The sequence below is a fragment of the Ornithinimicrobium cavernae genome, from assembly GCF_003121625.1.
GTDB lineage: Bacteria > Actinomycetota > Actinomycetes > Actinomycetales > Dermatophilaceae > Ornithinicoccus > Ornithinicoccus cavernae.
The window spans coordinates 26389-52390 of the sequence record NZ_QDDJ01000019.1 but is presented as its reverse complement, the minus strand read 5'-3'; the positions used below and the strand labels follow the sequence as shown (position 1 = coordinate 52390).

20 protein-coding genes are annotated in these 26002 nt (G+C 71.6%); 9 read left to right on the top strand and 11 right to left on the bottom strand.

What is annotated here, in order from left to right:
- Positions 1-40 precede the first annotated feature (40 nt).
- From DA085_RS19025 to DA085_RS21435, 3 genes are all read right to left on the bottom strand, one after another.
- Positions 41-778 (bottom strand): GntR family transcriptional regulator, encoded by a 738-nt coding sequence (locus tag DA085_RS19025; RefSeq protein WP_161958567.1) that lies wholly within the window; start codon positions 776-778, stop codon positions 41-43.
- A gap of 427 nt (positions 779-1205) precedes the next feature.
- Positions 1206-2003 carry a dimethylargininase gene (gene ddaH / locus DA085_RS19020; RefSeq protein ID WP_109474569.1) on the bottom strand — a complete coding sequence of 266 codons (798 nt, stop codon included), beginning with the start codon at positions 2001-2003 and terminating at the stop codon, positions 1206-1208.
- A gap of 5 nt (positions 2004-2008) precedes the next feature.
- Positions 2009-3793, bottom strand: a complete 1785-nt coding sequence (locus DA085_RS21435; RefSeq protein WP_154402257.1) for a peptidoglycan-binding protein — start codon at positions 3791-3793, stop codon at positions 2009-2011.
- A 328-nt stretch (positions 3794-4121) separates the two neighbouring features.
- On the opposite strand from DA085_RS21435, the gene DA085_RS19010 reads away from it, so the two are divergent.
- Together DA085_RS19010 and DA085_RS19005 are read left to right on the top strand one after the other, a co-directional pair.
- Complete coding sequence (locus tag DA085_RS19010; RefSeq protein ID WP_237565614.1) at positions 4122-5219, top strand: sensor histidine kinase; 1098 nt, start codon at positions 4122-4124, stop codon at positions 5217-5219.
- Positions 5216-5854: a response regulator transcription factor gene (locus DA085_RS19005; protein WP_237565613.1), complete on the top strand. Its 639-nt coding sequence runs from the start codon at positions 5216-5218 to the stop codon at positions 5852-5854. The genes DA085_RS19010 and DA085_RS19005 overlap by 4 nt, the downstream gene beginning before the upstream one ends.
- 34 nt (positions 5855-5888) lie before the next feature.
- Here the strand turns inward: DA085_RS19005 and DA085_RS19000 are convergent, their stop codons facing one another.
- Positions 5889-8663 (bottom strand): AfsR/SARP family transcriptional regulator, encoded by a 2775-nt coding sequence (locus DA085_RS19000; RefSeq protein ID WP_161958566.1) that lies wholly within the window; start codon positions 8661-8663, stop codon positions 5889-5891.
- Between the two features lie 153 nt (positions 8664-8816).
- Here DA085_RS19000 and DA085_RS18995 point away from each other — a divergent pair, with 153 nt between their 5' ends.
- Positions 8817-9449 carry a LysE family translocator gene (locus tag DA085_RS18995; protein ID WP_109474565.1) on the top strand — a complete coding sequence of 211 codons (633 nt, stop codon included), beginning with the start codon at positions 8817-8819 and terminating at the stop codon, positions 9447-9449.
- A gap of 112 nt (positions 9450-9561) precedes the next feature.
- Positions 9562-10389, top strand: coding sequence for an ammonia-dependent NAD(+) synthetase (nadE, locus tag DA085_RS18990; protein WP_109474564.1), 828 nt, complete (start codon positions 9562-9564; stop codon positions 10387-10389).
- A 13-nt stretch (positions 10390-10402) separates the two neighbouring features.
- Here nadE and DA085_RS18985 read toward each other — a convergent pair whose 3' ends face one another.
- Together DA085_RS18985 and DA085_RS18980 are read right to left on the bottom strand one after the other, a co-directional pair.
- Positions 10403-11920 (bottom strand): ATP-dependent DNA ligase, encoded by a 1518-nt coding sequence (locus tag DA085_RS18985; RefSeq protein WP_109474563.1) that lies wholly within the window; start codon positions 11918-11920, stop codon positions 10403-10405.
- Positions 11921-11949: 29 nt separating this feature from the next.
- Positions 11950-12735, bottom strand: a complete 786-nt coding sequence (locus DA085_RS18980) for a VOC family protein (RefSeq protein ID WP_109474562.1) — start codon at positions 12733-12735, stop codon at positions 11950-11952.
- A 133-nt stretch (positions 12736-12868) separates the two neighbouring features.
- On the opposite strand from DA085_RS18980, the gene DA085_RS18975 reads away from it, so the two are divergent.
- A complete protein-coding gene (locus tag DA085_RS18975; RefSeq protein WP_237565612.1) occupies positions 12869-14035 on the top strand; it encodes a dipeptidase in 1167 nt (388 codons plus the stop codon).
- A 117-nt stretch (positions 14036-14152) separates the two neighbouring features.
- Here the strand turns inward: DA085_RS18975 and DA085_RS18970 are convergent, their stop codons facing one another.
- From DA085_RS18970 to DA085_RS18955, 4 genes are all read right to left on the bottom strand, one after another.
- Complete coding sequence (locus tag DA085_RS18970) at positions 14153-16879, bottom strand: cell wall-binding repeat-containing protein (protein ID WP_161958565.1); 2727 nt, start codon at positions 16877-16879, stop codon at positions 14153-14155.
- A 237-nt stretch (positions 16880-17116) separates the two neighbouring features.
- Complete coding sequence (locus DA085_RS18965; protein WP_109474559.1) at positions 17117-18619, bottom strand: DEAD/DEAH box helicase; 1503 nt, start codon at positions 18617-18619, stop codon at positions 17117-17119.
- 212 nt (positions 18620-18831) lie between these two features.
- The gene (locus tag DA085_RS18960) at positions 18832-19377 is read right to left on the bottom strand and encodes a DUF6328 family protein (RefSeq protein ID WP_202619324.1); all 546 of its coding nucleotides are present in this window, start codon (positions 19375-19377) and stop codon (positions 18832-18834) included.
- A complete protein-coding gene (locus DA085_RS18955) occupies positions 19374-19631 on the bottom strand; it encodes a DUF7218 family protein (protein ID WP_109474558.1) in 258 nt (85 codons plus the stop codon). The genes DA085_RS18960 and DA085_RS18955 overlap by 4 nt, the downstream gene beginning before the upstream one ends.
- A 152-nt stretch (positions 19632-19783) precedes the next feature.
- Here DA085_RS18955 and DA085_RS18950 point away from each other — a divergent pair, with 152 nt between their 5' ends.
- The 4 genes from DA085_RS18950 (at position 19784) to DA085_RS18940 (ending at position 24994) form a co-directional block, all read left to right on the top strand.
- Entirely contained in the window at positions 19784-20869 is a 1086-nt protein-coding gene (locus DA085_RS18950; protein ID WP_161958564.1) for a winged helix DNA-binding domain-containing protein, read from the top strand.
- Positions 20870-21037: 168 nt separating this feature from the next.
- Positions 21038-22264 carry a S8 family serine peptidase gene (locus tag DA085_RS21430; RefSeq protein WP_202619323.1) on the top strand — a complete coding sequence of 409 codons (1227 nt, stop codon included), beginning with the start codon at positions 21038-21040 and terminating at the stop codon, positions 22262-22264.
- Positions 22261-23532, top strand: coding sequence for a S8 family serine peptidase (locus DA085_RS21425; RefSeq protein WP_202619322.1), 1272 nt, complete (start codon positions 22261-22263; stop codon positions 23530-23532). Before DA085_RS21430 ends, DA085_RS21425 begins: the two co-directional genes overlap by 4 nt.
- A gap of 130 nt (positions 23533-23662) precedes the next feature.
- A complete protein-coding gene (locus tag DA085_RS18940) occupies positions 23663-24994 on the top strand; it encodes a YjiH family protein (RefSeq protein ID WP_109474556.1) in 1332 nt (443 codons plus the stop codon).
- Between the two features lie 44 nt (positions 24995-25038).
- Here the strand turns inward: DA085_RS18940 and DA085_RS18935 are convergent, their stop codons facing one another.
- On the bottom strand, positions 25039-25977 hold the full coding sequence (locus tag DA085_RS18935; RefSeq protein WP_109474555.1) for a phosphotransferase: 939 nt from the start codon (positions 25975-25977) through the stop codon (positions 25039-25041).
- Positions 25978-26002: the final 25 nt, after the last annotated feature.

Here is a 26002-nt window from a genome sequence, read left to right as displayed (position 1 = left end):
CTTTGTCGTACAGCGCATGGGTTCCGCCTTCCGTGGAGGGTTAGTCATTCTGATCCTGCAGCGCGCGGACTACTTGTTGTGCTTGCCACTGAGGTCGTGCCTGATGGGCGGCGACCGCCTTCTCGACCGCAGAGATCCCGCGCGAACGCATGTTGTCAAGGAGTCGGATGATCTTTTCGGTCTCGGCGGCGCGGATCAGCTCGATGAGCTTTTCATGATCGGCGAAGACGATCTCCCTATGTTTTGCGTCAACCGCAAAGATGAATCCGTAGTAGATCGTCCGCCAGGCGTCGGTCGAGTCCCACAGGTTTCCGAGGATTCGTAGGATGATCGGGTTCTCGCAGGCGCCCAGGAGTGTGAAGTGCAGGCTGCGAGTTAGGCCGGCGACCCTGCTGATGTCGGTCAAAGGATCTGCCGTAAGTTGCTCTTGGATCAGGCGCGTCGCCTCGGCAAGTTCGGGGCCAAGGCGTCCTGCCGCTCCCGCCTGCCGCACGGCTTCGGCCTCGAGCAGCTCCCGGACCCGCTGGATGTTTTCCAGCGTCTGGACGTCGATGCGAGCGACGAAGAATCCCCCCGACTCCTGGTGCACCACGAGCCCCTCGGCCTCGAGCGTCCTCAGGGCCTCGCGCACGGGAATCCGAGACAGTCCAAGGCCTGCGGCCAACTGTTCCTGGACCAGACGGGCACCCGGAAGGAGCCTGCCCTCCAAGATCCACTCACGCAGAGTCGTCACGGCCGCCTGCCGGGCTGAGCCACCGCTACCGGTTCGCTGCGTCATCTGGACCACCTTGTCCACTTGCTCGATGTGTGTCGACCCACTGTATTCGTTGACTGGATACAGTGAGTGTATTCTTAACATGCCTCTCAGCTGACGTCAAGGGAACACGGCTCACAAGAGCCGCCGACTCATCGAGCCCTCCCACACCGAGAGTTGCGGCCGCAAGGCCGCGGACCTAGGCAGAGACTCTCTTGGACCACGACCCGACCATCACCGTCATCCCCGCGGCCAAACCGAAGTGGCCCTCGCCCTCCTCACTGAGGGCTATGCCAGGGCTGCACCCGGTCACGTGTTGGTGAATATCAGGCGATCCGTCACGTGCGGAAGGACGCCGTTCCGAGAAGATCCCTCGGACGTTCCCACGCTCAGAAGCGATAAGTCCGTCCGTAGCACGGCGCCGTAGACCCCTCTTCCGAACCTCGCCCGGTCAGTCGTAGGGGTGGAGCCGCACGGACAGGCAGGTCACACAGCCCTCCAGCTTCACGAACTCACTCACGTCGAGGGCGACCACGGACAGGCCACGCTCCGCGAACAGCTCGGCCGAGCGGGGTGCCGCGTCGGACATCAGCACGGTCTGCTCGTCCAGCACCACTACGTGCGCGCCCTCGGGCTCGGGCACCGGGAGGAACGGCGACCACCGGGCCACCTCGTCCACCCGCGGTGGGTAGCCCACGACGGTGCCGTCCGGCAGGGCGGTGACCTGGCTCTTCAGGTGCAGGGTCTGCCGGACCGGCACCGGCACCACGACCCAGCCGAGGTCGGCGAGCAGCCGGCCCAGCGCGTCGGCACCGGCCCGGGTGGTCCGGCCACCGACCCCGACGTAGCAGGTGGTGCCGATCTTGAGGACGTCACCGCCGTCCAGCCTGACCGGCTCGTCGTGCTCCCCGCGGTGGCCGTGCACCAGCTCGACGGTCTCCAGACCGAGCATGCGCGCTGCGACCCGGGTGCCGTTGACCTCGTCGCGGCGCTCCCTCGCCCCCGGCGCGGTGACCACCGCGAGGTCCTGGACGACCAGCAGGGCGTCCTCGACGAAGACGCTGTCGGGGTGCTCGGGGGCCGGGCTGACCTCCGTGACGGCAAAGCCCGCCTCCGCCAGCGCGGCGCGGTAGGCCTCCCACTGCCGGACCGCACGAACGGGATCGACGGTGTCACTGCGCTCGACGTGGGTGACCAGCCCCTCGGCCAGCCGCGGGCTCGGTTCCCGGACCAGCGCGCGGGGTGCCACCGGCCTCAGCGCACGGGGCTCGCGGAGAGCCTGTCGTCGACCGCCCCGTCGGGGGCACCCGCACCAGGCGACAGCGCCGCCTTCACCCTCGCGGCCTCAGCCTCCGCGTCCGCCTTGGCCTTCGCCTCTGCAGCCCTGGCCGCCTCGGCCTCGGCCTCCGCGCGGGCGGTGGCGGCCTCATCGATCGCCTTCCAGGTCGCCGCGTCGACGACCCCGGTCTGCTCCAGCTCAGCAGCAGCCTGCGCGTCCAGCACGGCCTGCTGGGTGATCGGTCCGAAGATCCCGTCGCCCTCGACGCCCAGCAGCTCCTGCAGCACCTCGACCGCGTGGCCGGTGTCCTCGATCTCCAGCTCGGTCGTGCGCAGGGCCAGGTGGGGGTAGGCCTCCTGCTCGAGCAGGTGCCACACCAGGGTGTCCGTCGCGGTGAGGTCATCCGGCAGCAGCGGCTGCTCCTCGGCGAACTCGGTCAGGGCCGCAGCGGTCAGCGGGCCGAAGATGCCGTCGCCGTCCACCCCGAGGGCGTCCTGCAGCACCTTGACCGCCTCACCGGTGTCACCCTCGGTGAGGACCTGACGCCTCACCGGCGTGAACTCGGTGGTCAGGGCCTCGGACCGGTCGACGGCCAGTGCCCCCTCGGGGAGCTCGGGGAGCTCCTGACCCAGCGCCGCGGCATACGTCAGCTGGTCCAGCACGCCGGTCTGTGGCACGCCCTGCTCACCCTGCCAGACCAGCAGGGCCTCACGGGTCGCGTCGTCGAGGACACCCGTCTGCTCCACGTCGAGCAGTGGCTGGACGAGGCCGACGCCCTCACCCTGGCCGCCCGGTCGCACGGTGGCGTAGCCGGTGTCCTCGGGCCAGAACTCGGCCGGGGCGCAGGCCTCCGTCCGCGGCGCCTGGGGCAGGGCGGCATAGGCGCCACCGATCACCGCGCAGGGGCCCTGGTCGGCATTCTCGGCGGTCACCGCGACGCCGGTCCACCAGGAGGTGCGCATGAAGGCACCGTCCCAGTTGAGGGAGATGTGCACGTGGTCGGTGTGCGCGCTCTGCCCGACATAGGCGCGCCAGGTCGTGTCGCTGGCGTGCCAGGCACGGTGGTTCCAGATGATCGACTGGATGCCCAGTCGCCGGGCCACCTCACCGTCGTTGTCGGTCAGCCAGGTGACGGCAGCATCACCGATGCGACGGTCGTGCGGGTCGTTGGCGTTGAGCGTCCAGTCGACCGCCCTGCCGTCGTAGTGCTCCGAGCGCTGGTCGATGCAGGAGCGGGAGAGCGAGTGCGCGGGGCGGTCGTAGTGCTCACCGAGCAGGTTGGCGACGGCGATGACTCCGGGCTTGGCCACGGGGTCGCAGATGACGTTGGACTGGAAGACGCCCGCTTCATCTACCTCCTCGGGCAGCTCGACACCCTTGGGCAGGAACTCGTTGGTCGGGGGCTCCGGGACCGGGTATGCCGGGTCGGCCGGCAGCGTCTCCAGGGGCGCCGGCCCCAGCGAGCGGCCGCCGTAGCGCAGGCCGCCGCCGTCCGCTGGCGGGGTGCTGCCCTGCCCCGGCGGGGTGCCCGGGTCCTCCGGAGCGGTGCCCTCCTCGGGCGGGGCCCCCTGCTCAGGAGGTGCGCCTGGGTCGGCCGGTGCCTCGGAGCCCCCGGGCTCCCCCTCGGCCCACACCGGGAACTGGGTCATCGAGATCGCGAGTGCCGCCTCCAGCACCGCGATCGCCCCACGCCGAAACTCCCGGTGCCGGCCCGCGGCGTGCCGCGCCCCGTCACGCCCCGGAGTGCCCCCTACGGTCATGACTGATCCTGCTCCCTCTCACGGTGACTTCAGACAACTGCCAGCGACTCTATGCTCCGGAGACGGTGCTTGACTACCGCAGGCGTCGAATCTCTGGGGCTCCGGTCGCCAAATCTTTACCTGTCACCCCTCTCTGTGTGACAGGTGGTGCTGATGTGACTACAGAGGCCCTGGAGACGTCACCCAGACCGCGCCGTGCGGTTGGGCCTGCTCGCGCTCGGCTCGGGTGCCCGCCAGCGCACAGGCGGTCCAGCTCGTGACGGGTGTCACTCGCCGCGGATGACGCCCGGACGTGACGTCCCCAGTGCCGATGGGGCAGGCTCGGTCCATGACCCCCAGCCCCGGCACGGCCACCTCGACAGTGGACCCGTGGGACCGGTTCGGCTGGCTCATGGGCGCGATCTGGCTGGTCTTCCTCGTGTTCCCCGTCGTCGCCCTGGCGACCTCTGACCTGCACCCGGTATGGCGCGTGGCCGGGATCGGCGGGATCGTCGCCTTCGGGGCGGTCTACATCCGGGGCTTCCTGCGGGTCGGCAACAGCGACACGTGGCAGCAGGTGATGCGCACCGGCATCGGCCACCTGGCCGTGATGACCGTGCTCGCCCTGGCCCTCGTCCCGCTGCTGGGCGTCGGCGTCCTGTCGCACGTGCCCTACATCATCGCCCTCTCGATGTTCTGTCTGCCGCTCGCGTGGGCCCTTGCCGTCGCCACCCTGGGGATCCTCCTGTGCGTCGCCGCACCGCTCCTGGACGGCTCGTTCGGCGAGAACTGGTTCTTCACGCTCATCGTGGCCCTCGTCGCGATCTCCACCGGTCTGGTCCGGGTGCTGGAGCAGCGCGGAGGCCTGGCCCGTGCTGCGGCGGCCGAGCTGGCGCTTGCTGCGGAGCGGGACCGGGTCGCCCGCGACGTGCACGACGTGCTCGGACACAGCCTGACCGTCGTCACGGTCAAGGCAGAGCTCGCCCAGCGGTTGATCGAGTCCGACCCGGACCGGGCGCGGGACGAGCTGGACCAGATCCAGTCCCTGAGCCGCGCCGCCCTCGCCGAGATCCGGGCCACCGTCGCCGGGCTGCGCGTGGCCAGCCTCGCCGACGAGGTCGCCGCGGCGGAGGCAGCCCTGTCCGGCGCGGGGATCAGGGCGGAGCTGCCCGACAACCTGGGGGCGGTCGACCCGCGCCACCGCGTGCTGCTGGCCTGGGCGCTCCGTGAGGCGGTCACCAACGTCGTCCGGCACAGCGGCGCCACCCTGTGCACGGTCGAGCTGGAGTCTGGTCGCCTGCGCGTCATCGACAACGGGCGCGGGACCACCGGCCGCAAGGAGGGCAACGGGCTGCGTGGGATCCGGGAACGGGTCGCTGCCGCCGACGGGACCCTCACCCTCACGCCGGGACCCTCCGGTGGCACCGTCCTGGAGGTATCCCTGTGACCGACAGCCGTATCCCCACCTCCGCACACCCGATCAGGGTGCTCCTCGCCGACGACCAGGCACTGGTCCGCGGCGCCCTCGCGGCCCTTCTCAACCTGGAGCCGGACCTCACGGTCGTGGCCGAGGTCGGCCGCGGCGACGAGGTGGTCGATGTCGCCCGGAGCTCTGGGCCGGACGTGTGCCTGCTCGACATCGAGATGCCTGGTGCCGACGGCATCGAGGCGACCGCCCAGCTTCGCGAGCAGGTGCCCGGGGTGCGGGTGCTGATCGTCACGACGTTCGGTCGGCCGGGCTACCTGCGGCGCGCGCTGGACGCCGGCGCGAGCGGCTTCGTGGTCAAGGACACCCCGGCCCGGGAGCTGGCCGAGGCCGTCCGCCGGGTCCACGCCGGCCTGCGCGTCGTCGACCCGGCCCTCGCCACCGAGTCGCTGCTGGGCGGTCCGAACCCGTTGACCGACCGGGAGCGGCAGGTCCTGCGGGAGGCGATCGCCGGCGGCACCGTCTCGTCCATCGCCGCGCGGGTCCACCTGTCCCAGGGCACCGTCCGCAACTACCTGTCCTCGGCGATCGGGAAGACGGGGACCGCCACCCGCGTCGAGGCCGCGCGCACCGCGCAGGAGCGCGGCTGGCTCTGAGCCCGGCACGGCGCACCTACGTGTGCCGGACCGACTAGCGCTGCGCGAGGAGCTGCTCCACCGCGCCACGTTCCGAGACCGACCCGCCAGCGCTCTCCACCTCCTCGATGAGTCGGAGGCAGCGGGTGAGTGCCCAGCGCCCATGGTCCTCCCGACCGGCGGCGCGCTCGGCCCCGCCGAGCTCGTAGAGCGCCCGCGTCTCACCGGCCACGTTTCCGACCGCGCGGTACAGCTCGACCGCCTCCGCGAACGCACGGCACGCTCCGTCCGGGTCGTCCAGCGCGAGCAGGGCACTGCCGACACCGTCCATGGCCAGTGCCTCCGATGCGGTCACCCCCAGCTGCCGGGCGAGGCGTCGGCACTCCTGGGCCCTCGCGAGCGCGTCGTGCGGGCGTCCACCGTGCAGGTGCGCGTTGGCCAGGTTGCTGAGGGTCGCCAGCATCTCCCTGCGGTCGGCCCCTCGCTCGGCCATCGCACGGAGCAGACGAGTGAACTCCTCGACGGCCTCATCGTGGCGGCCAGCCTGGTCATACAGCAGCGCGATGTTGCTGCGGGCGCGGGAGGCACTCAACCAGTGGTCGGCTGACTCGGCGTGCCGGATGCTCAGCTCGAAGCACTCCCTCGCCTCCGCCGTGCGCCGTTGTCGGCCATAGGCGATGCCGAGGTTGTTCGCGGCCCCGGCAATCGCTTCGTCCGTGCCGAGGAGCTGCGCGCTGTCGAGTGCGATGGTGTCGAGCGCCAGCTCCTCGGGGCGCACCTCGAGCAGGGACAGGTAATAGCTCACCCGGGGCACCAGCTGGCACACCAGCGCGTGGTCTCCCTCCTCGACTGCACGGTGGATCGTCTGCGTCAGCGAGCGCCGGTGTCCGGCGAACCACGCCTGCGCGCGTCGTGCGCCCGTGAAGGTCTCGGGGGTGATGTCCCGCTCCAGTGGCCCGACCTCGATGAGCGCCGGGTACCGGCCCAGCGCCAGGCACGCCGCTTCGGAGGAGTGCCGGTACCAGCTGTGCAGACGGCGGCGGGCCGCGGCCTCCTCCGTGCCGTCGTGCTCCACCCGCAGGGCCTCGGCCGCGTAGTCGCGGGCCAGGTCGTGCAGGTCGAACCAGCCGGGCCGGAGGAGCCGCAGCAGGTGGAGCTCCACCAGTCCATCCAGAGCCTGCTCCGCCTCGCCGGGTCCGACGCCCCAGAGGGCCGCCGCGGCGCCCGTGCTGATCGGCGCCAGCGGGTGCAGGGCCAGCAGGCGGAACATCGCCGCCCCGTCCGGTTCCAGGGAGTCGTAGGTCGTGGCAAAGACGCCGCGGACGTCGGTGAGGGGGTCCGGACCGCGGCTCAGCAGGCCGAGCCTGGCCCGGTCGTCCCGGAGTCGCTCGATCAGGGCACTGACCGCGCCCTCGCCCTCGCGTGCCACCCGCTCGCCCGCGACCACCAGCGCGATCGGCAGGTTGCCGCAGAGCTCCGCGACCTCCGCGATCCGTTCGTCCGGAGGGCTGGGGCCCCGGAGCCGCCGACGCACGAGCGCGACCGCTTCCGGTGGACTCATCGACCCGACGGTCAGGGGAACGGCACCCTCGATGGCCGTGAGGCCCCGCAACTGGTTGCGGCTCGTGACGATCACCGCGCTCGGTCCGCCCGGGAGCATCGGGCGGACCTGCTCGGCGCTCTCCGCGTTGTCCAGCACAATCAGCATCCGGCGATCGGCCAGCTCGCTGCGCAGTCGCGCTCCCCGCTCCTCCACGCTCTCCGGGATGTCACTGCCGTGCACGCCCACCCCCCGCAGCAGCAGCTCCAGAGCCAGCGGAACGGGTACGGTCGGCCCCCGGCCGAAGCCTCGGAGATTGAGGAAGAGCTGCCCGTCCGGGAAGCGGTCCGCGGACCGGTTTGCCCAGTGCAGCGCCAGGCTGGTCTTGCCGCTGCCACCCGGACCGTGCACCGTCACCAGTCGGGAGTCCGGATCAGCCCCGAGCAGCAGCGCGTCCAGCTGCTCCAGCTCCGGTGCGCGGCCGGTGAACCCCGGCACGTCCGACGGGAGCTGCCGAGGGACCGTGCGGACCGGCGTGCGGTCTGCCGCATGCCCCGGCAGGTCCCCCTTCAGCAGGAGCTGATGGAGCTCCTGCAGCGCCGGCGACGGGTCCACGCCGAGCTCGTTCGCCAGCCTGAGGCGGACCTGCTCGTAGGCCTCCAGCGCGTCCGCCGGGTGACCGTCCGCCCACAGCACGCGCAGCAACCGGACCCACAGCGTCTCCCGCAGGGGATGCTCATGGATGAGCGAGCGCAGCTCGACCGCACACCGGTCGTGCTGACCTGCCTCCAGGTCCAGGTCGACCCGGCGCTCGAGGGCCCGCAGCTGGGCCCCCACCAGACGCGGTGTCTCGTGCCGACTCAGCCACTCGGAGAGCTCCTCCCCGAAGGGGGCGGCGTCCCACCGGTCCAGGGCCTCGGTCAGCAACCGCCGTTCCTGCGCCGGGGAGGTCGCGGCGGCGGCCCGGTCGAAGGCGTCCACCAGCGCCAGGACGTCCACCTGTTCGCGGGGCACGTGGAGCCGGTAGCCCGTCGGTTCGGTGACCACGGCCCCCGCGCCGAGGACCTGGCGCAGCCGCGCGACCAGCGTCTGGAGGGCAGGCCGGGGGCGGGCCGGACGCTCGTCCTCGTCCCACACCCGTGCCGCGAGAACGTCGACCGGGAGAGTGCGCCCGGCAGACAGGGCGAGCACCGCCAGGAGGGCACGGACGCGGCGTCCGCCCAGAGGCAGCGGCACCGTCTGTCGTTGGGCCAGCACCCCACCGAGCAGCCGGATGACGAGTTCGTCCATGACACCCCTCGGTCCGTCGTCCGATCGTCCCAGGTCACCGAGCATGCCAGGCCCGAACGCCCCCCTGACAGTGGTTTAACAGCGATCGGGCAGTGCCCCGTCCTAGCGTCCGCGCCGTCAGCACACCAGCCGCACCGTCTCCGGGGGGAGCCCATGCCGAGCACCACCACCCTCGTGACCTTCACCCTTGCTGCCGCCGTCCTGGTGGCGGTCCCAGGACCGTCGGTCGTCTACATCACGGCCCGCGGGGTCGAGTTCGGCCGCAGGGCTGGTCTGGTGTCCGTGGCCGGCCTCGAGGCCGGCTCCCTGCTGCACCTGGTCGCGACCGTCGCCGGACTGGCCACCCTGCTCGCCGCCTGGCCCACCGGGTTTCGTCTCCTGCAGTGGGCGGGTGCCGCCTACCTGCTGTGCCTGGCCCTCGACCGCTTCCGGACCGCGCGGGGAGCGGCGGGCCAGACCGCTGCGGGCACCGTCAGCAGCCGCCCGTCCACCTTCCAGCTCTTCCGGGACGGCCTCCTGATCGACCTGCTCAACCCGGGCACGGCCCTGTTCTTCCTCGCGGTCCTGCCCCAGTTCGTCGACCCCGACCGCGGCCCGGTCGCCGGGCAGGTCCTCGTGCTGGGCGCCTGCTACCTCGGGTTGGCAGTGGTCAACGACAGCGCCTACGCGCTCGCGGCAGGCGGGCTGGCGGGCCGGTTCACCGCCTCAGCCGCCTCCCGGCGGCGCACCGCGATCGTGACGGGCGTCGTCTACCTGGGGCTTGCCGGAGTCGCCCTGCTCGTGTGACCGCACTGCACGCAGTGCCGCCCAGCTCCTCGTTCCCGCAGCGAGGGCTCCACGGGAGGGCGGGCTACCCGTCACACCCGCGGAGGCGCGGGGCCGCAGGTAGATTCGGGGCATGAGCACCAGCAGGCAGCAGGAGATCATCGCCGAGCTCGGCGTCCGGGCGGAGTTCGACGCGGCGCAGGAGGCGGAGCGCCGGATCCAGTTCCTCGCCGACTACCTCCGGGACAGCGGGACCAAGGGTTATGTCCTCGGCATCAGCGGTGGGGTGGACTCCACGACGTGTGGTCGGCTCGCCCAGCTCGCCTGTGAGCGGGTGCGCGAGGCCGGGGGTGAGGCCACCTTCCTGGCCATGCGGCTGCCCTACGGCACGCAGGCCGACGAGACCGACGCCGCGGCAGCGGTCGCCTTCATCGCGGCCGACGAGACCGTCACGGTCAACATCAAGGACTCGACGGACGCGATGTTCGCCGAGGTGGACGAGGCGGGCATCGACTTCACCGGCATCGGGCACGCCGACTTCGTCAAGGGCAACGTGAAGGCCCGGCAGCGGATGGTGGCGCAGTACCTCGCTGCCGGGGCCCGGTCGATGCTCGTCCTGGGCACCGACCAGGCCGCCGAGGCCGTCGTCGGCTTCTACACGAAGTACGGCGACGGCGCCTGTGACCTGACCCCGTTGGCCGGCCTCACCAAGCGCCGGGTGCGCGCGGTCGCGGCGCACCTCGGCGCACCGGAGCACCTGGTGACCAAGGTCCCCACGGCCGACCTCGAGGACGGCAAGCCGCTCAACCCGGACGAGGCAGCGCTGGGCGTCAGCTACGACGCGATCGACGACTACCTGGAGGGCCAACAGGTCTCCGACACCGACCGGGAGGTCATCGAGGGTTGGCACGCCCGCACCGCCCACAAGCGGGCCATGCCCGTCACGCCGGACGACGTCTGAGCAGCCGACACCCTCAGGCGGTCGGCACGGCGTCGATCTCGGAGACCGGTTTGTCGTCGCGGTAGCGCAGCACGCGGGCGAAGCGGAGCGCGACGCCGCCGGGGTAACGGGGTGAGCGTTGCACGCCGTCGTAGGCGACCTCGACGACCTGCTCCGGTCGCACATGGACCACGTGGCCCTCGCGGTGCGTCTCCAGCTCCAGGAACCGCTGGGTCTGCCAGGCCAGCATCTCGTCGGTCATGCCCTTGAAGGTCTTGCCGAGCATCACCAGGTCACCGGTCTGCGGGTCACGCGCCCCCAGATGGATGTTGGACAGCCATCCCCGGCGCCGACCGCTGCCCCACTCGACCGCCAGCACCACCAGGTCGAGGGTGTGCCTCGGCTTCACCTTGACCCAGCCGGCGCCCCGCCGGCCCGCGGCGTAGGGCACCTCCGGGCTCTTGACCACCACACCCTCGTGGCCGGCCGCGACCTGCGCGGAGAAGAACTCCTGGGCCACCCCCGGGTCGGCCGTCAGCGTCCGCGGCACCAGCAGGGCCGGCGCGAGGGCCTCCAGGGCCGCCCACCTCTGGTGCGCCGGCTCGTCCACCAGGTCGCGACCGTCCACGTGCAACAGGTCGAACAGGAACGTCGTCAGGGGCACCCCTGCACGCAGCGCGGCCGGGTCGGCCGTGCTCGCGGTCCGCGCTCCCGTCACCTGGAACGGCTCGGGCCTGCCGTCGGCAGCGAGCGCGATCACCTCACCGTCGAGCACCGCCCGCTCGGCGGGGAGCGCGGCAATGGCCTCGACGACCTCGGGCATCCGGTCGGTGACCTCCTCGAGGGTGCGGGTGAACAGGCGCACCGTGCCCTCGAGCAGATGGGCCTGCAGCCGGATGCCGTCCACCTTGGTCTCGACCGCCACGGGTCGCTCACCGTCCACCACCTCGGCGACCTCGGCAGCCGAGCCGGCCAGCATCGGCCGGAGGGGACGTCCGACCTCCAGCCGGATCGCCGCGAGCGCCTGCACCGCCGCCTCGCCACCGCCCGCGCCGAGGGCAGCCGCCGCCACGGGACCGGCGAAGCCGGCGAGCATCACGGCGCGACGGACGTCCGACTCGGGGACCTGTGCCGCCTCGGCGACGGCCTTGAGCAGCACACCGTCCCCGGCACCCTGCCGCAGCTCACCGGTGATCAGTCCGACGAGCCACTGCTGCTCGGCGGCGGTCGCCCGACCGAACAGGTCCGCGACCGCCGCGCCACGGCTGACGCCCGACCCGACGCCGGCCAGTGCCGAGAGCGCGGACAGCGCAGCATCGACCTCGCTCACCGTCAGCGTCGACTGACCGGCAGGCTCCGGCAGTGACCGGAGCCCACGCCAGCCGACACCCACGGTCCGCTGTGGCAGACGGCCGGCGAGGTAGTCGGCAACGACACCGACCTCGGCACCATCCGCCTCGCGCAACGTCTGCGCGAGGGCCGCCACCTTCGCCGTCCGGGACCTGGTCCCAGCGACCGCTGCCGATGTCTCGATCACCCGGGCGAGCTGCATACGCCCAGCATCCACCCGAGCACCGACGCTCACCCTGCCGGCGCCTCCGCGGGAGGCTGGATCACGCCGAACGGCTCCCCGTCAGGACCACTGATCACGGCGACCCGGCCGAACTCGAAGTCGTAGGGCTCCATCAGCACCCGCGACCCGCGCGCCGTGGCGCGCTCGATGGCGGCGTCGGTGTCGGGGACGTTGAAGGTCACCGCCCAGTAGGGCGGCTGCTCCCCGTCGACCAGACCGATGCCACCGGCGGGGCGCTCGCCGCCGGGCACGCTGAACATCGCGTAGCTGAAGCCGTCGCCGGACATGTCCTCGTAGCTGAAGTCGAAGGCGCGGGCATAGAACTCCTTGCCCGTCTCGAACTCGCCGACCATCGCCTCGCACCAGGAGACCGACCCCGGGGAGTCGTAGACGTTGAAGCCGGTGTGGTCGCCGTACTGCCAGACCCCGAACACCGCGCCGGTCGGGTCGGTGTACAGCCCCATCGAGCCCAGGGTCTCCAGCTGCATCGGCGGCAGCACGACGCTGCCCCCGGCGCCGGTGACCGCCTCGGTGGCGGCCTCGATGTCGTGGCTGCCCAGGTAGGTGGTCCAGACGTGCGGCCCCTGGTCCATGCCCTCCATGGGCGGTGCCAGGCCGGCCGCCGGCTCACCCTCGACCAGCGCCATGAAGTAGCCACCGAAGTCCTCACCCGACGCGGTGAACTCCCAACCGAGGACGTCGGCGTAGAACTCCCGGGAGGCCTGCGGGTCGGAGACGGACAGGTCCACCCACACGGGGGTCCCGGCGGGCCAGCTGTCCTTGTGAATCGCCATGCGCACTCCTTCGTGGTGGCGCCGGCCGGGACTGCGAGCGACGACCGGTGCGGAGGTGTGCCGGCAGGTGGACCCCACCGGCTCCGAGGGCTCCCACACTAGGACCGGGTGCCGACAGTGGAACACTCATCGGGTGAACTCCCCGGAACGTCTTCGTGACCTGCTCCGCCAGCACCCGCTCGTCGACGGCCACAACGACCTGCCGTGGCGGGCACGTGCGCTCGTCGGCTACGACTGGGACGCCCTGGACATCGCCGGCCCGACGCCCAACCACACGGACCTCCCGCGCCTCGACGCCGGCGGGGTCGGGGCGCAGTTCTGGTCGGTGTTCGTCCCCTCCGACCTGCCCGCAGACCAGGCGGTGGTCCAGACCCTGGAGCAGGTCGATGCGGTGCACGCGATGGTCGACCGCTACGGCGACCGGCTCGGCCTGGCCACGGCGGCCGACGAGGTGGACGCGGTCTTCGCCTCCGGGAGGATCGCCTCGCTGATGGGCGCGGAGGGCGGGCACTCGATCGGCTGCTCCCTGGGCGCACTGCGGATGCTGCACCGTCTCGGCGTGCGCTATCTGACCCTCACGCACAACGACAACGTGCCGTGGGCCGACTCGGCCACGGACGAGCCGGTGCTCGGCGGGCTGTCCGACTTCGGTCGGGAGGTGGTCCGCGAGATGAACCGCCTGGGGATGCTCGTCGACCTCTCCCACGTCTCGGCCGACACGATGCGCGACGCCCTCGCCGTGTCCGAGGCGCCGGTGATCTTCTCGCACAGCTCGGCCCGCGCCATCTGCCCGTCCCCGCGCAACGTCCCGGACGACGTGCTGGAGACCCTGGCCGCCGGGGGCGGGACCTGCATGGCGGTCTTCGCGCCGCAGTTCGTCTCGCCCGACGTCTGGGAGTGGCGGGTCGAGGCGGCCGCCGCCGCGGCGCTGGAGGGGGTCGCCGCGACCGACCTGGTCGCCTTCGAGCCCTGGGTGGAGCAGTATGCCGCCACGCACCCCCGACCCCGGGCGACCCTCGAGCAGGTGGTCACCCATGTCGAGCACCTGCGCGAGGTCGCGGGGGTGGACCACATCGGTCTCGGCGGTGACTACGACGGCGTGGCCAGCCTGCCGATCGGGCTGGAGGACGTGTCGGGCTATCCCCGGCTCCTCGCTGCCCTCGCCGAGCGCGGCTGGTCCGACGAGGACCTGGTCAAGCTCGCCGGTGGCAACGTGCTGCGCACGCTGCGCGACGCCGAGGCGGTGGCGCGCGACCTGCAGACCCAGCGCGGGCCGAGCCTGGTGCGCTTCGCGGGCTGACGAGCACCGCACCCCGCCGGGTGGTGCACGTCCGCGGGACACCGTTGGGGCCGCACCAGACGGTGCGGCCCCAACAGCCGTTCAGCGTGCGCTGACCGTGGTCAGCTCACGTGGTGCTCACAGACCCTCGACGCGGTCCTCCGGAGCGGTCAGGCCCGGGTGGGCGCCCAGGAACTCGACCAGGTTGGCCAGGTCCTCCGGGCCACCCGTGAGGTTGGTGCCCTCGGTGAAGGCGGTGAAGCTGTCGCCACCCTCCTGCAGAAAGTTGAGCGTCGAGACGCGGTAGGTCGCGTCCAGCTCCAGCGGAGCGCCGTCAAGCGTCATGTTGCTGGCCCGCTCACCCTCCGGCTTGCTGGCGTCCCAGGTGTAGCTGAAGCCCTCGGACACGCCCAGCGCCAGCATCGGACGGCTGCCGCGGTCCGGGTTGGTCGGCTGGTACTGCTGCTCCAGCACCGCGTCGATCTGCGCGCCCGTCAGGTCGACGGTGACCAGCAGGTTGCCGAACGGTGCGACGTCGTAGGCCTCGGCGTAGGTGATCTCACCCACGGCCTCGTCATACTTCGGAGCCATCTCGAAGCTGGCGCGCACGCCACCGACGTTCATGAAGGAGATCTGCGCACCGCCGTCCTCCGGGGCGGAGGTGCCGAACAGGATCGCGTCGGCGACCAGGTCGGCCATCGGGGTCTCGATGCCGCGGTCACCGCCGGAGTCTCCGGTGATGTCCTCGGAGACCGTGCCCACGACCTGGGCAGCCATCTCGTTGGCGAGCTCGCCCCACTTGGTCAGGACCTCGGTCTCGGCGGGGTCGGCGACCTCGCGCAGGACGAGGTGGTTGGCACCGACGAGGTCCTCACGGATCACGTCACCGGTGGTCCGGTCGATCGGCAGGTTGGAGGCGGTGACGACGCCGCCGTACTGCGCGGCGGAGGTCATCAGACGCGGGTTGCCAGCCGGGTCGTCCAGGGTGCAGACGTAGGGCTGGTGGGTGTGGCCGGTCACGACCGCGTCGATGGAGGCGTCCAGGCCGTTGTGGATGTCCACGATGGCGCCGGAGATGCCCTCACAGCCGTCGTAGGTCGTGGTGGAGTAGCCACCCTCGTGCAGGAGCACGACGATCGACTCGACGCCCTGGTCCTGCAGCTTGGCAGCCTCGGCGTTGGCGGTCTCGACCTCGTCCTTGAAGTCCACGGACTCGACACCGGCCGGGCTGACCAGTGAGGGGGTCGACTCGAGGGTCATGCCGATGAAGCCGACCTTGACGCCGTCGAGCTCACGGATCTCGGTGCCCGGCAGCAGCGTGCCGCTGCCGTCCTTCTTGACCACGTTGGCGGCGAGGTACTGGTAGTCCGCGCCGGCGTAGGGCTCGTCGGGGAAGTAGCAGCCGTCGACCGGGTGGCAGCCGCCGTTCTGCATGCGCAGCAGCTCCTCGGTCCCCTCGTCGAACTCGTGGTTGCCGACCGAGGAGATGTCCAGGCCGAGCACGTTGAGGCTCTCGACCGAGGGCTCGTCGTGGAACATGCCGGAGAGGAAGGTCGAGCCACCGATCAGGTCGCCGGCGGCGACGGTGAGCGACTGGTCGTCCTGGGACCCGACGCGCAGCTCGTTGAGCTTGGTCGAGAGGAACTCGACCCCACCGACGATGTGCTGCTCGGGGTCCTGCTCCTCGGTGAGGGTCTGACCCTCCTCGGCCTCGAGGTGGCCGTGGTAGTCGTTGAACGAGAGCATCTGCACGTTCAGGGTGTTGGCCCAGCCCGGCAGCCCCACGTTGACCTGGGCCTCCACGGTGGGGGCAACGGCGGCCTCGCCACCGAAGATGGCGACGCCCTGCGGCGAGGCGCCCTTCAGCGCGGCCGCGGTGTCCGAGGGCAGGGCGCCGGCGCGCGACAGCACCAGCGGTGCCGCCTCGAAGCCGGCCAGGCTGGAGCCGGTCAGCGCGTCGGGGAACTGGACGCCGGTGGCGAGGAAGGCGCGCTCGCCGTCCTTCTCGTAGCGGTCGGCCAGCAGCTTGGCGGTCTCGTAGCGGTCCTTGCCACCGACACGACGCGTATCGTCGACGAGCTCGGCGACCTCGGCCTCGACCTCTGCGCCGATCGCGGCCTCCCGACCGAGGATGACCACGGACGAGGGCTGGAGGGTCTCCAGCGCCGCGCGGGTCGCCTTCGGCAGGTGGTCGTCCTTGGCCAGCAGGATCGGGGCGTTCGCGCGGGTCGCGACGGCACCGCCGGTCAGGGCGTCGGGGTAGTTCTCACCGGACGCCAGGAACACGATCGGCGTCCCGGTCGGCCAGCGCTCGGCGATCGCGGCCGCGGTGGCGTACCGCTCCGCACCGTCCAGCCGCTCGGTCTCCTCGGCGTAGTCGCCCAGCTCCTCGGCGATGGCCTCGCTGACGACCTCGTCGCCACCGACCACGATGATCGTGCTCGGCGCGAGGTCCTCCAGCGCGGCGCGGGTGGCGCTCGGCAGGTGGTCGCGCTGCGTCAGCAGGACCGGAGCGGCGTTGCCGCCGTCCTGACCCTCGGTCCACAGGTTGTCACCCAGCGGGGCCGGGCCGGCCTCCGCGCCGGCGGGGTGCCGGGCGCTCAGCGCGTCGGCGTACTTCTCGCCCGAGGCGACGTACACGACATCGGCGCCGTCGGGGTACTCGGCCGCGACCGCCGCCGCGGTGGCGTAGCGGTCGGCGCCTTCGATCCGCTCTGCCACAACAGCATCAGGGGTCTCGGACGGTGTGTCCTGGGGGTCGGCCTGCGCGACCGTGGTGGACAGTGCTGCGCCACTGGCCACCAACGACGCGGCTGCGAGCGCGGCGAGAGGGCCGCGACGCCACCGGCGGTGGGAAAGGGTCATGAACTCGCTCCTTCTAGATGGACGCCGTGGACCGGCGCTCACGGGCGACGCGGTGGACCGCCTCCGCGGTCGCGCGCCTCCGGCGAACCTAGTCGGAGTCGGTGACATTTGGCTACCCCCACAGTTGACTCCGCGTGAACAACGCAGGCCCCTGACCATGCCGTATGTCGGCAGGTCAGGGGCCTCGTGTCCGTCCCCGGGGGTTCCGGGTCGGGTGGGTTCCGTTGCGGGAGTGGGTCAGCGGCTGCGGCCACCCCGGGAGCCGGCGGAGAAGGACGCGGCGCTGCCGCCGGAGCTGCTCGAGTAGCGCACGGCCGAACCGGAGCGCTGACCGCCGGAGCGACCCGCCCCGGAGCGACCGGAGCCGGTGCCGGACGCGGAGCGCTGACCGCCCTGTCCCCGACCACCACCGGAGCGCTGACCGCCGGCGCCGGCGCCACCGGAGCGCCCGCGACCGCCGCCCTGGGGGCGGCCGCCTCCACGCTGACCGCCACCGGAGCGCTGACCGCCACCGTTGCGCTGGCCACCGTTGTCCTGCCCGCCGGCAGGGACCGGCGGGACGTACGCCCCGGCATACTCCCGCTCGCCCGGCGCCAGCTCCTGCAGCAGCGGGTGGCTCGGGTCGACGCGGGTGGTCGTCGGCTTGATGCCGGCCTTGCGGGTCAGGTCACGCACGTCGCGGACCTGGTCGTCCATCATCAGGGTGACAACGGTGCCGGAGTTGCCGGCCCGCGCCGTGCGGCCCGAGCGGTGCAGGTAGGCCTTGTGCTCGACCGGCGGGTCGGCGTGGATGACGAGCGCCACGTCGTCGACGTGGATGCCGCGGGCGGCGATGTCGGTCGCCACGAGAGTCTGGGCGGCGCCGCTGTGGAAGGCGTCCATCGTGCGGACCCGGGCGTTCTGGCTGAGGTTGCCGTGCAGCTCGACCGCGGGGACACCCGAGGAGTTCAGCTGGCGCGCCAGCTTCTTGGCGCGGTGCTTGGTGCGGGTGAAGACGACGGTGCGGCCCGGCGCGGCGGTGAGGTCGAGCAGCACCTTGAGGTGCGCGTCGTTCGTCACGTGCAGCACGTGGTGGCTCATCGCGTCGACCGGCGACTGCTCCGAGTCGGCCTCGTGGGTGACCGGGTTGGACAGGAAGCGCTTGACGATGACGTTGACCCCGGCGTCCAGCGTGGCGGAGAACAGCATCCGCTGGCCGTCGCGGGGCGTCTTGTCCATGATGCGCTTGACTCCGGGCAGGAAGCCCAGGTCGGCCATGTGGTCGGCCTCGTCGAGGATGGTGATCTCGATGTTGTCGAGTGAGATGTGGCCCTGGCCCATCAGGTCCTCGAGACGTCCGGGGCAGGCGACGACGACGTCGACACCGGCCGCGAGCGCGCGGACCTGCGGGTTCTGGCCGACACCACCGAAGATCGTCATGGTGCGCAGCCCGGCGATCTGGGCCAGCGGCGCCAGGGCGGTCTCGAGCTGACCCACGAGCTCGCGGGTCGGCGCCAGGATCAGCGCGCGGGGGCGCTTCGGGGTGCGGCGCCGGCCGGAGCCCATCAGGCGGGTGACCATCGGCAGCAGGAAGGCGTAGCTCTTGCCCGAGCCGGTGCGGCCGCGGCCGAGCACGTCTCGGCCGGCGAGGCTGTCGGGCAGCGTCGCCGCCTGGATCGGGGTGGGGGTGGTGATGCCCTTGCTCGCGAGGTGGTCGCACAGCGGGGCGGGCACGCCGAGGCGTGCAAAGTCCTGGGACACAGGGAGACTCCGAGTCTGAAAAGTGGTGTCTCACCCATCGCGCCAGTCACTGCCTCGTTGCAGAGAGTGAGGGCGCAGCGGCACTGAAATCGTGATCGCACTGCAGGCAGCCCGCGGCAAGACGGATCGGGGTGCTGCGACCAGTGTACGCCAGTCAACGGCGTCGCCTGACCACCGACACCAGGGGTGTCCCGCCCCTGGGCACCTCCGTCTCAGACCTGGTGCCGCGCCAGCCGCCGGGTGAAGACGTAGAAGACGGCGGCCCCGAGGAGCACGGCGACACCGATGCTGACCGCCGGCACCGTGCCGAGGACCATGTCGAAGATGAGCACGGCCGTGCCCGCGAGCATGAGGACGACACCGGCGATCACGACGCGCAGGATCCGGTGCCCGAGCTCCACGGTCTCGCGCTTCATCCGGCGCCGGAACAGGGCGCGGTGCAGGCTGACCGGCGCCAGCCCGAGCGCGGTGGTGGTGACGCCCAGGACGACCAGGACCAGGTAGACGGTGAGCTGGAACGCTGTCAGGTCACGCATACGGTCCTGGAAGGCCGCGGCCAGCAGGAAGCCGGTCATGATCTGGGTGCCCATCTGGGTCACCCGGATCTCCTGGAGCAGCTCGACCCAGTTGCGGTCGTAGCGCTCCTGGTCCGTCTCGTGCCGCCCCTTCTCGACGTGCCCGGCGTCGTCCGAGTCGTCCCGGTCGTCCGCTGAGGGTCGTTCGTCCCGCTCCTGCCGGCCGTCCGGCGGGTCGGTCAATGCGACCTCAGCGCGTCGATCAGCTCGTCCTTCTTCATGTCGCTGTAGCCCTCGATGCCGAGCTCCTTGGCCCGGTCCTTCAGCTCCTCGACGGTGCGGTCCTCGTAGTTCTCCGCCTCGCCCCCGCGGCTGCCGACGGTGTCACGGCCCTCCGCGGCCGCCGCGTTGCTGATGCGGGCAGCCTTCTCCTTGGAGTTGCCCTCCTCCCGGAGCGACTCGTACATCTCCTCGTCCTTGATCGAGTTCTCACTCATGGAGCCTCCTTCGGGTTCTCCGCCACGCTGCGGCGGACCCCTCCAAACTACGACCGGGTATGCCGTCGCGCACCTGCTCGTGGCAGGGCGCCGACCGGCCCGGCGCGGGGTCTGACCCCCGGTCTCCGGCCGGGGACCGGGGTGAGGGACGGGTGTCGGTGCGTGACGGCATACTCGTCGGCATGTGGTCGGGCAGGGAGGTCGCGCTGCTGCGGATCGTGGCACAGGGGCTGGCGGGGCCCCGACGCGCCAGCCCGCTGGAGGTGGTGCGCCACCTGGGCGCGGCCCAGGCGCAGGACCTGCCCGGGGCCCTGACATCCGTCGCCCTGCGCGTGGCGGGTGGCACCCGCGCCGGCGTGGTCGCGGCCCTGGACGCCGGCGAGCTGGTGCGGTCCTGGCCGATGCGCGGCACCCTCCACCTGGTGCCGGGCGCGGACCTGGGCTGGATGCTGGCGGTGACGTCGCCCCGGAGGGTCCACACCGGCGGCGCACGCCGCAGGCAGCTCGGCATCGACGACGCGACCATCGCGACCGCGCGGGAGATCGCCCTCGAGGTGGTCAGTGGCCGCGCCGTGTCCCGGAGCGAGCTCCTCGGTGCGTGGTCCGCGGCCGGCCTGGGCTCCCACCCGCAGGCGGGCATCCACCTCCTGGGCCAGCTGTGCCAGGAGGCCCTGCTCGTGCTCGGCCCGATGCAGGGCACGGAGCAGCTGATCGTGCTGCTGCACGAGCACGTGCCCGAGCACCACGAGCTCGACCGCGAGGACGGGCTGGCCGAGCTGGCCCGCCGGTTCTTCACCAGCCACGGACCGTGCACCGAGCGCGACCTGGCACGGTGGGGCTCGCTCACCCTGGCCGACACCCGGGTCGGCATCGAGGGCGCGCGGGCGCACCTCGCCTCGATCCAGGTCGAGGGCACCGAGCACCTCATGGCTCCGGATCTGCCCGACCTGCTCGCGGAGCACCGGGCGCAGGCACGACGGCTGATGCTGCTGCCGGGCTTCGACGAGCTGGTGCTGGGCTACGCCGACCGCAGCTTCCTCGTCCCCCCGGCCCACGCGGAGGTCATCGTCCCGGGCAACAACGGGATGTTCCGCCCCACCATGGTCAAGAACGGCGTCGTCATCGGCACGTGGAAGCGCCCCAGCGCCAGCCGGCCCCGGTTCGAGCCCGAGCCGTTGGGCGACTTCGGCCCGCGGCTCCGCGCCGCAGCCGAGCGAGCCTTCGCAGAGCTGCCCTGAGGGCCTGCCCGGCTCGCCACTCTCCCACCAGAGTTCATTCTTCCACCAGGTGCGCGAGCCAGACGTGCGGCGGCGTGTCCGGTATGGCATGGTCACCCTCGCGAGATCGCCGGTGGTGATCGCCTGGTCCCCCGACCAGCAGCCCCTCACAGACGGAGCACACACGCAATGGAGCGTCGTACTGTCCTCAAGCTGTCGGCCGTGGCCGCAGCCAGCATGTTTGCCGGTTCCCTGCCGCTCGGCCAGGCCCTGGCCACCACGCCCCCGAGCGCGCGGCTCGACCCACAGCTCGCCGAGCTGTTCGCCGCGCAGCCGGGCGTGCCCCAGCAGGCGATCGTCACCTTCCGCCAGTCGGGGCCACCGACGGCGACGCAGAGCCGGGCCCTGAGCGCCCTTGGGATCGACACCGGGGTCCTGATGCATGCGCTGCCGATCGCCGGTGTGGTCGCCACTGCGGCTCAGGTCGAGAGCCTGTGCGCGCGCGACGACGTCGTCTCGGTCTTCCACAACGCACGGCTGACCTACTTCAACAGCGACTCGAGGGAGATCACGGGTGCGCGGCGCGCCGTGGACAACCCCAAGGACTTCGGCCGGACCCTGCCCTTCAGCGGCAAGGGCGTCACCGTGCTGGTCAACGACTCCGGCATCGATGCCGCGCACGACGACGTGAAGTTCGGCCCGCACGTCATCGAGAACGTCCTCGCCCCACAGAACGTCCTCAACGAGGTCGTCGGCCAGGGGATCCTGCCCCTCTCCTACGTCGAGGGCGTCGTGAACACCGACCTCGGCTCCGGACACGGCACCCACTGCGCCGGCACGGTCGGCGGCACCGGCGCGCGCTCCAACGGCTACTACCGCGGCGTCGCCCCGGGGGCGAAGCTGATCGGCTACGGCTCCGGTGCGGTGCTGTTCATCCTCGACGCCGTGGGAGGCCTGGACTACGCGGCGGTCAACCAGTTCCGGTTCGCCGACCCCATCCGCGTCACCAGCAACTCCTGGGGCAGCTCGGGCCCGTTCGACCCGACGCACCCGGTCAACGTCGCCTCCTACGAGCTCTACAAGCGCGGGATCGTCAGTGTCTTCGCCGCCGGCAACGACGGGCCCGGGGAGGACACGCACAACCCCTACTCGCAGGCGCCCTGGGTCATCTCCGTCGGTGCGGGCGAGAAGGACGGCCGGCTCGCCGACTTCTCCTCGCGCGGCAAGCGCGGCGAGAGCGGGACCTTCACGATGCCCGACGGCACGTCCTGGGTCTACCGCAACCAGCCCGACGTCGTCGCCACGGGCGTCGACGTCATCTCGGTGCGCGACTCCGCCGGCCTCCTGCCCGCCCCGCCGCTGAGCAGGACGCCGCCGCCCTCAGCCCGGGTCAGCTGGCCTTCTACACCCAGATGAGCGGCACCTCGATGGCCACCCCGCACGTGGCCGGGATCGTCGCGCTGATCCTGGAGGCCGCCCCCGGGCTCACCCCGGACGAGGTCGCCGACCTCCTGCAGCGCACCGCGACCAACATGACCGGCCGGCTCCCGTGGGAGGCGGGAGCGGGTTACGTGAACGCCTACGCGGCACTGGCCGAGGCCTCCGGGACCCGCGACGGATGGGGTTCGACCGTCAACCAGCGGCGCACCTTCAACGCGGACGCCATCCTGGTCCCGGGCGAGACGTCGGCGTTCTCGTTCACCTTCTCCCCGGTCGGGCCGACCGGGGAGAAGACGTTCACGGTCGCACCGGACGTCGCCTGGGTGGCCGTGCGCGCCGTCATCGGGGCGAACACCCTGGCACTGGTGCTGATCGACCCCGAGGGCACCCGGTACAGCTCCTCGATCGCCCTGCCCGCCCTGGGCGACACGGTGACGACCGGGGCTCCCGGCAAGCCGGGCACGTGGACCGTGACCGCGCGCGGCATCGGGTCCGTGTCGGGCACGGGGCTCGACCCTGCCAAGGTCACCAACGGTTACGGGCTGCCCGGAGAGGTCAGTGGCGAGATCTCCCTGCTGCTGGGCGGCGGCTACACGGGCCTGACGGACATCGCCGGGCACCCCGGCCGTCAGGCCATCGAGTACGCCGTGGCCAACCGGCTGGTCGACAGCGACCAGGACGGTCGGTTCCGCCCCGACGCCGACCTGACCAGGTCCGACCTGGCGCAGTTCCTGGTCATGGGCCAGAGCATCCGCCAGGCGCTGCCCCTCGCGGGCGGGTCGTCCTTCTCCGACGTCAGGGCCACCTCGCCGCTGGCGCCGTTCGCCGAGGCGGTCGGCACTCCCGGCGGGGCGCTGCCCGACGCCGGTCAGTCGCAGGACGCCGTGGTGCAGCCGGTGTCCGGGGCGTTCCGGCCCAGGGGCGCGGTGACCCGCGCGGCGCTGGCGTACTCACTGGTGCAGAGCACGGGCCGGCAGGAGGAGGCACGCAGCTTCAGCGGTGAGCTCAGCGTCTTCCACGACGGCCAGCGGATCCCCATCGAGGATCCCGGCACGATCGGCGCGGTGCACCCCGGTTACGTCCAGCTCGCGCTGGACGAGGGGATGATCAACGCGCGTTTCACCGTCACGCAGGGACCCTTCGACCTGCAGCCGACGCTCCACGCGTTCTTCGACGGCGACAGGCCGGTCTCGCGCGCTGCCTTCGCGGTGGCCTCGGGACGCTTCATGGAGGCCTACCGGTAACCCGGGCCCACCTGTCCCGAGCACCCTGCGCGCCCGCCGGCCCCCAGCCGGCGGGCGCGCCTCTGGACCACCACCCCCATCGGGAGGATGATCAGGAACCTGACCCACGGCATACGCAAGGAGGCGTGGCATGAGCACGGACCAGGGAACAGTGGCCTCGGAGACCGGTGTCGCGGGGAGGCCCGCGATGTGGAAGTTCTTCGTCTACAGCGCCATCGGCGCCTTCATGTTCTTCGTGCCGATCACGGTGAACGGCAAGAGCTCCATCCCGCTGGACCACATGGTCACCTGGCTGCGCGACAACGTGCCCGGGGTGCTGCCCTACTTCGCGCTGCTGGTGCTGGTCGCGGGTGCGGTCTACCCGTTCGTGTCGGGCACGTGGAACACGTCGGTCGTCAGCAAGGTCTTCTCCGTCCTCAAGGTGCTGGGGATGGTCGTCGGGTTCATGCTCGTCCTCGAGGTCGGGCCTGCCTGGCTCTTCGCCGACAACATGGGGCCGTTCCTGCTCAACAGCCTGGTCATCCCGGTGGGCCTGCTCGTGCCGATCGGTGCCGTGTTCCTGGCCCTGCTGGTCGGGTACGGCCTCATGGAGTTCGTCGGGGTGCTGGTGCAGCCGATCATGCGACCGGTCTTCAAGACGCCGGGGCGCTCGGCGATCGACGCCGTCGCCTCGTTCGTCGGGAGCTACTCGCTGGCGCTGCTCATCACCAACCGGGTCTACAAGGAGGGGCGCTACACCGCCCGCGAGGCCGCGATCATCGCCACCGGGTTCTCCACGGTGTCCGCGACCTTCATGGTGGTGGTGGCCAACACCCTGGGCCTGATGGGCCACTGGAACCTGTACTTCTGGTCCACCCTGGTGATCACCTTCCTGGTCACCGCGATCACCGTGTGGCTGCCGCCGCTGCGCACTGTCCCGGACGAGTACTACCCGGGAGCGACACCGGACCCGGAGCAGAAGGTCACCGGCGGCCGGATCAGGCACGCGTGGACGGAGGCCGGTCACACCGTCGCCCGGGCTCCCGGTCTGGCACGGAACATCTGGGACAACCTCAAGGACGGGCTGGTCATGGCGATGGCCATCCTGCCCTCGATCCTCTCGATCGGGCTGCTCGGACTGGTGCTGGCGGAGTTCACCCCGGTCTTCGACATCCTCGGTTACCTCTTCTACCCGATCACCTGGGCGCTGCAGGTCCCAGAGCCCCTCCTGGTGGCCAAGGCCTCGGCCCTCGGCATCTCCGAGATGTTCCTGCCCGCGCTCCTGGTCGCCGAGTCGGCAATGGCCACCAAGTTCGTCATCGCCGTGACCTCGGTCAGTCAGATCATCTTCTTCTCGGCGCTGGTGCCCTGCGTGGTGGCCACGGAGATCCCGATCTCGGTGGGTCGGATGGTCGTCATCTGGTTCGAGCGCGTGGTGCTGACTCTGATCGTCACGATCCCGTTCGCCCTGCTGCTGTTCTGAGGCGGCGGTGCCCCGGCACTGCGCGCTGCCGGTGCCGGGGCCGGTTAAAGGACCAGCGGCGGGGACTCGCGCCAGGCGCGGAGCGGGAGCTGCAGTCCCTGCTCGAGGACCGGCAGCTGCGGCACCAGCGAGAAGCTGGCCACCGCCTGCAGGCTGCGCGCGGCGTCCATCACACGCTGCACGTCGGGGTCGATGGTGCGCATGCCCAGCGGGCCCGCGGCCTCGTCATAGGCGGCGGCCGCCTCGGGGCCGTGGCCCGCGAGGTCCCACTCGACCGGTCCCAGGCAGACGTCCTCGAAGTCGCCGAAGACCAGGCCCTTGGTCGACCTGATGACGTTGTGGGACGGCGCGTCACCCTGGATCGGCTGCAGGTCGGCCTCGGGGAACCGCTCGCGGAACGCCTTCGCGCTGGAGAGCACCGGCTGCAGCGCGTGCCACTCGGCATGGGCGCGGTCAAGATCGTCGTCGGTCAGGTGCGGCGACCCCTCGAGCGCCTCCATCATCGCCGGAAGCCCCTCGTTGAACGGGGAGAGGAAGGGCAGGACACCCGGGTAGGCGGCGAGCGCCGCGTGCAGCGCCGCGCACACGGCGTGGTCGGCAGCGGCATACGGCTCGTGGTCCTCGGCGACGTCCACCAGCTCCCAGAACGTCATCGTGAAGTCGTCCTCGCGCACCGGGTCCAGGGGCACCAGGGGCGAGGGTCGGACTGCCGGGACACCCTCTCGTGCCAACCAGTCCGCGACATCGAGCTCGCGACGTTGCCGCAGGACGAGGGCCTCCGGGGTGGTCCCCGGAGGCAGCACGAGCGGGATCCGCACCACCACCGGCGAGGGGTGCAGGTGCAGCACGAGCGAGAAGGCATCGTGGAGCACCCGCGTCTCCTCGACCAGGAGGCCGAGGTCGGTGGCGGCGTTGAACGCGGCCTCTGTGGCCACCGTGGTGCGGGCGGTCAGTTCCTCCGGTGTGAGCACGACGTCGGGCATACCCCATCGTGACATCGACCGGTGA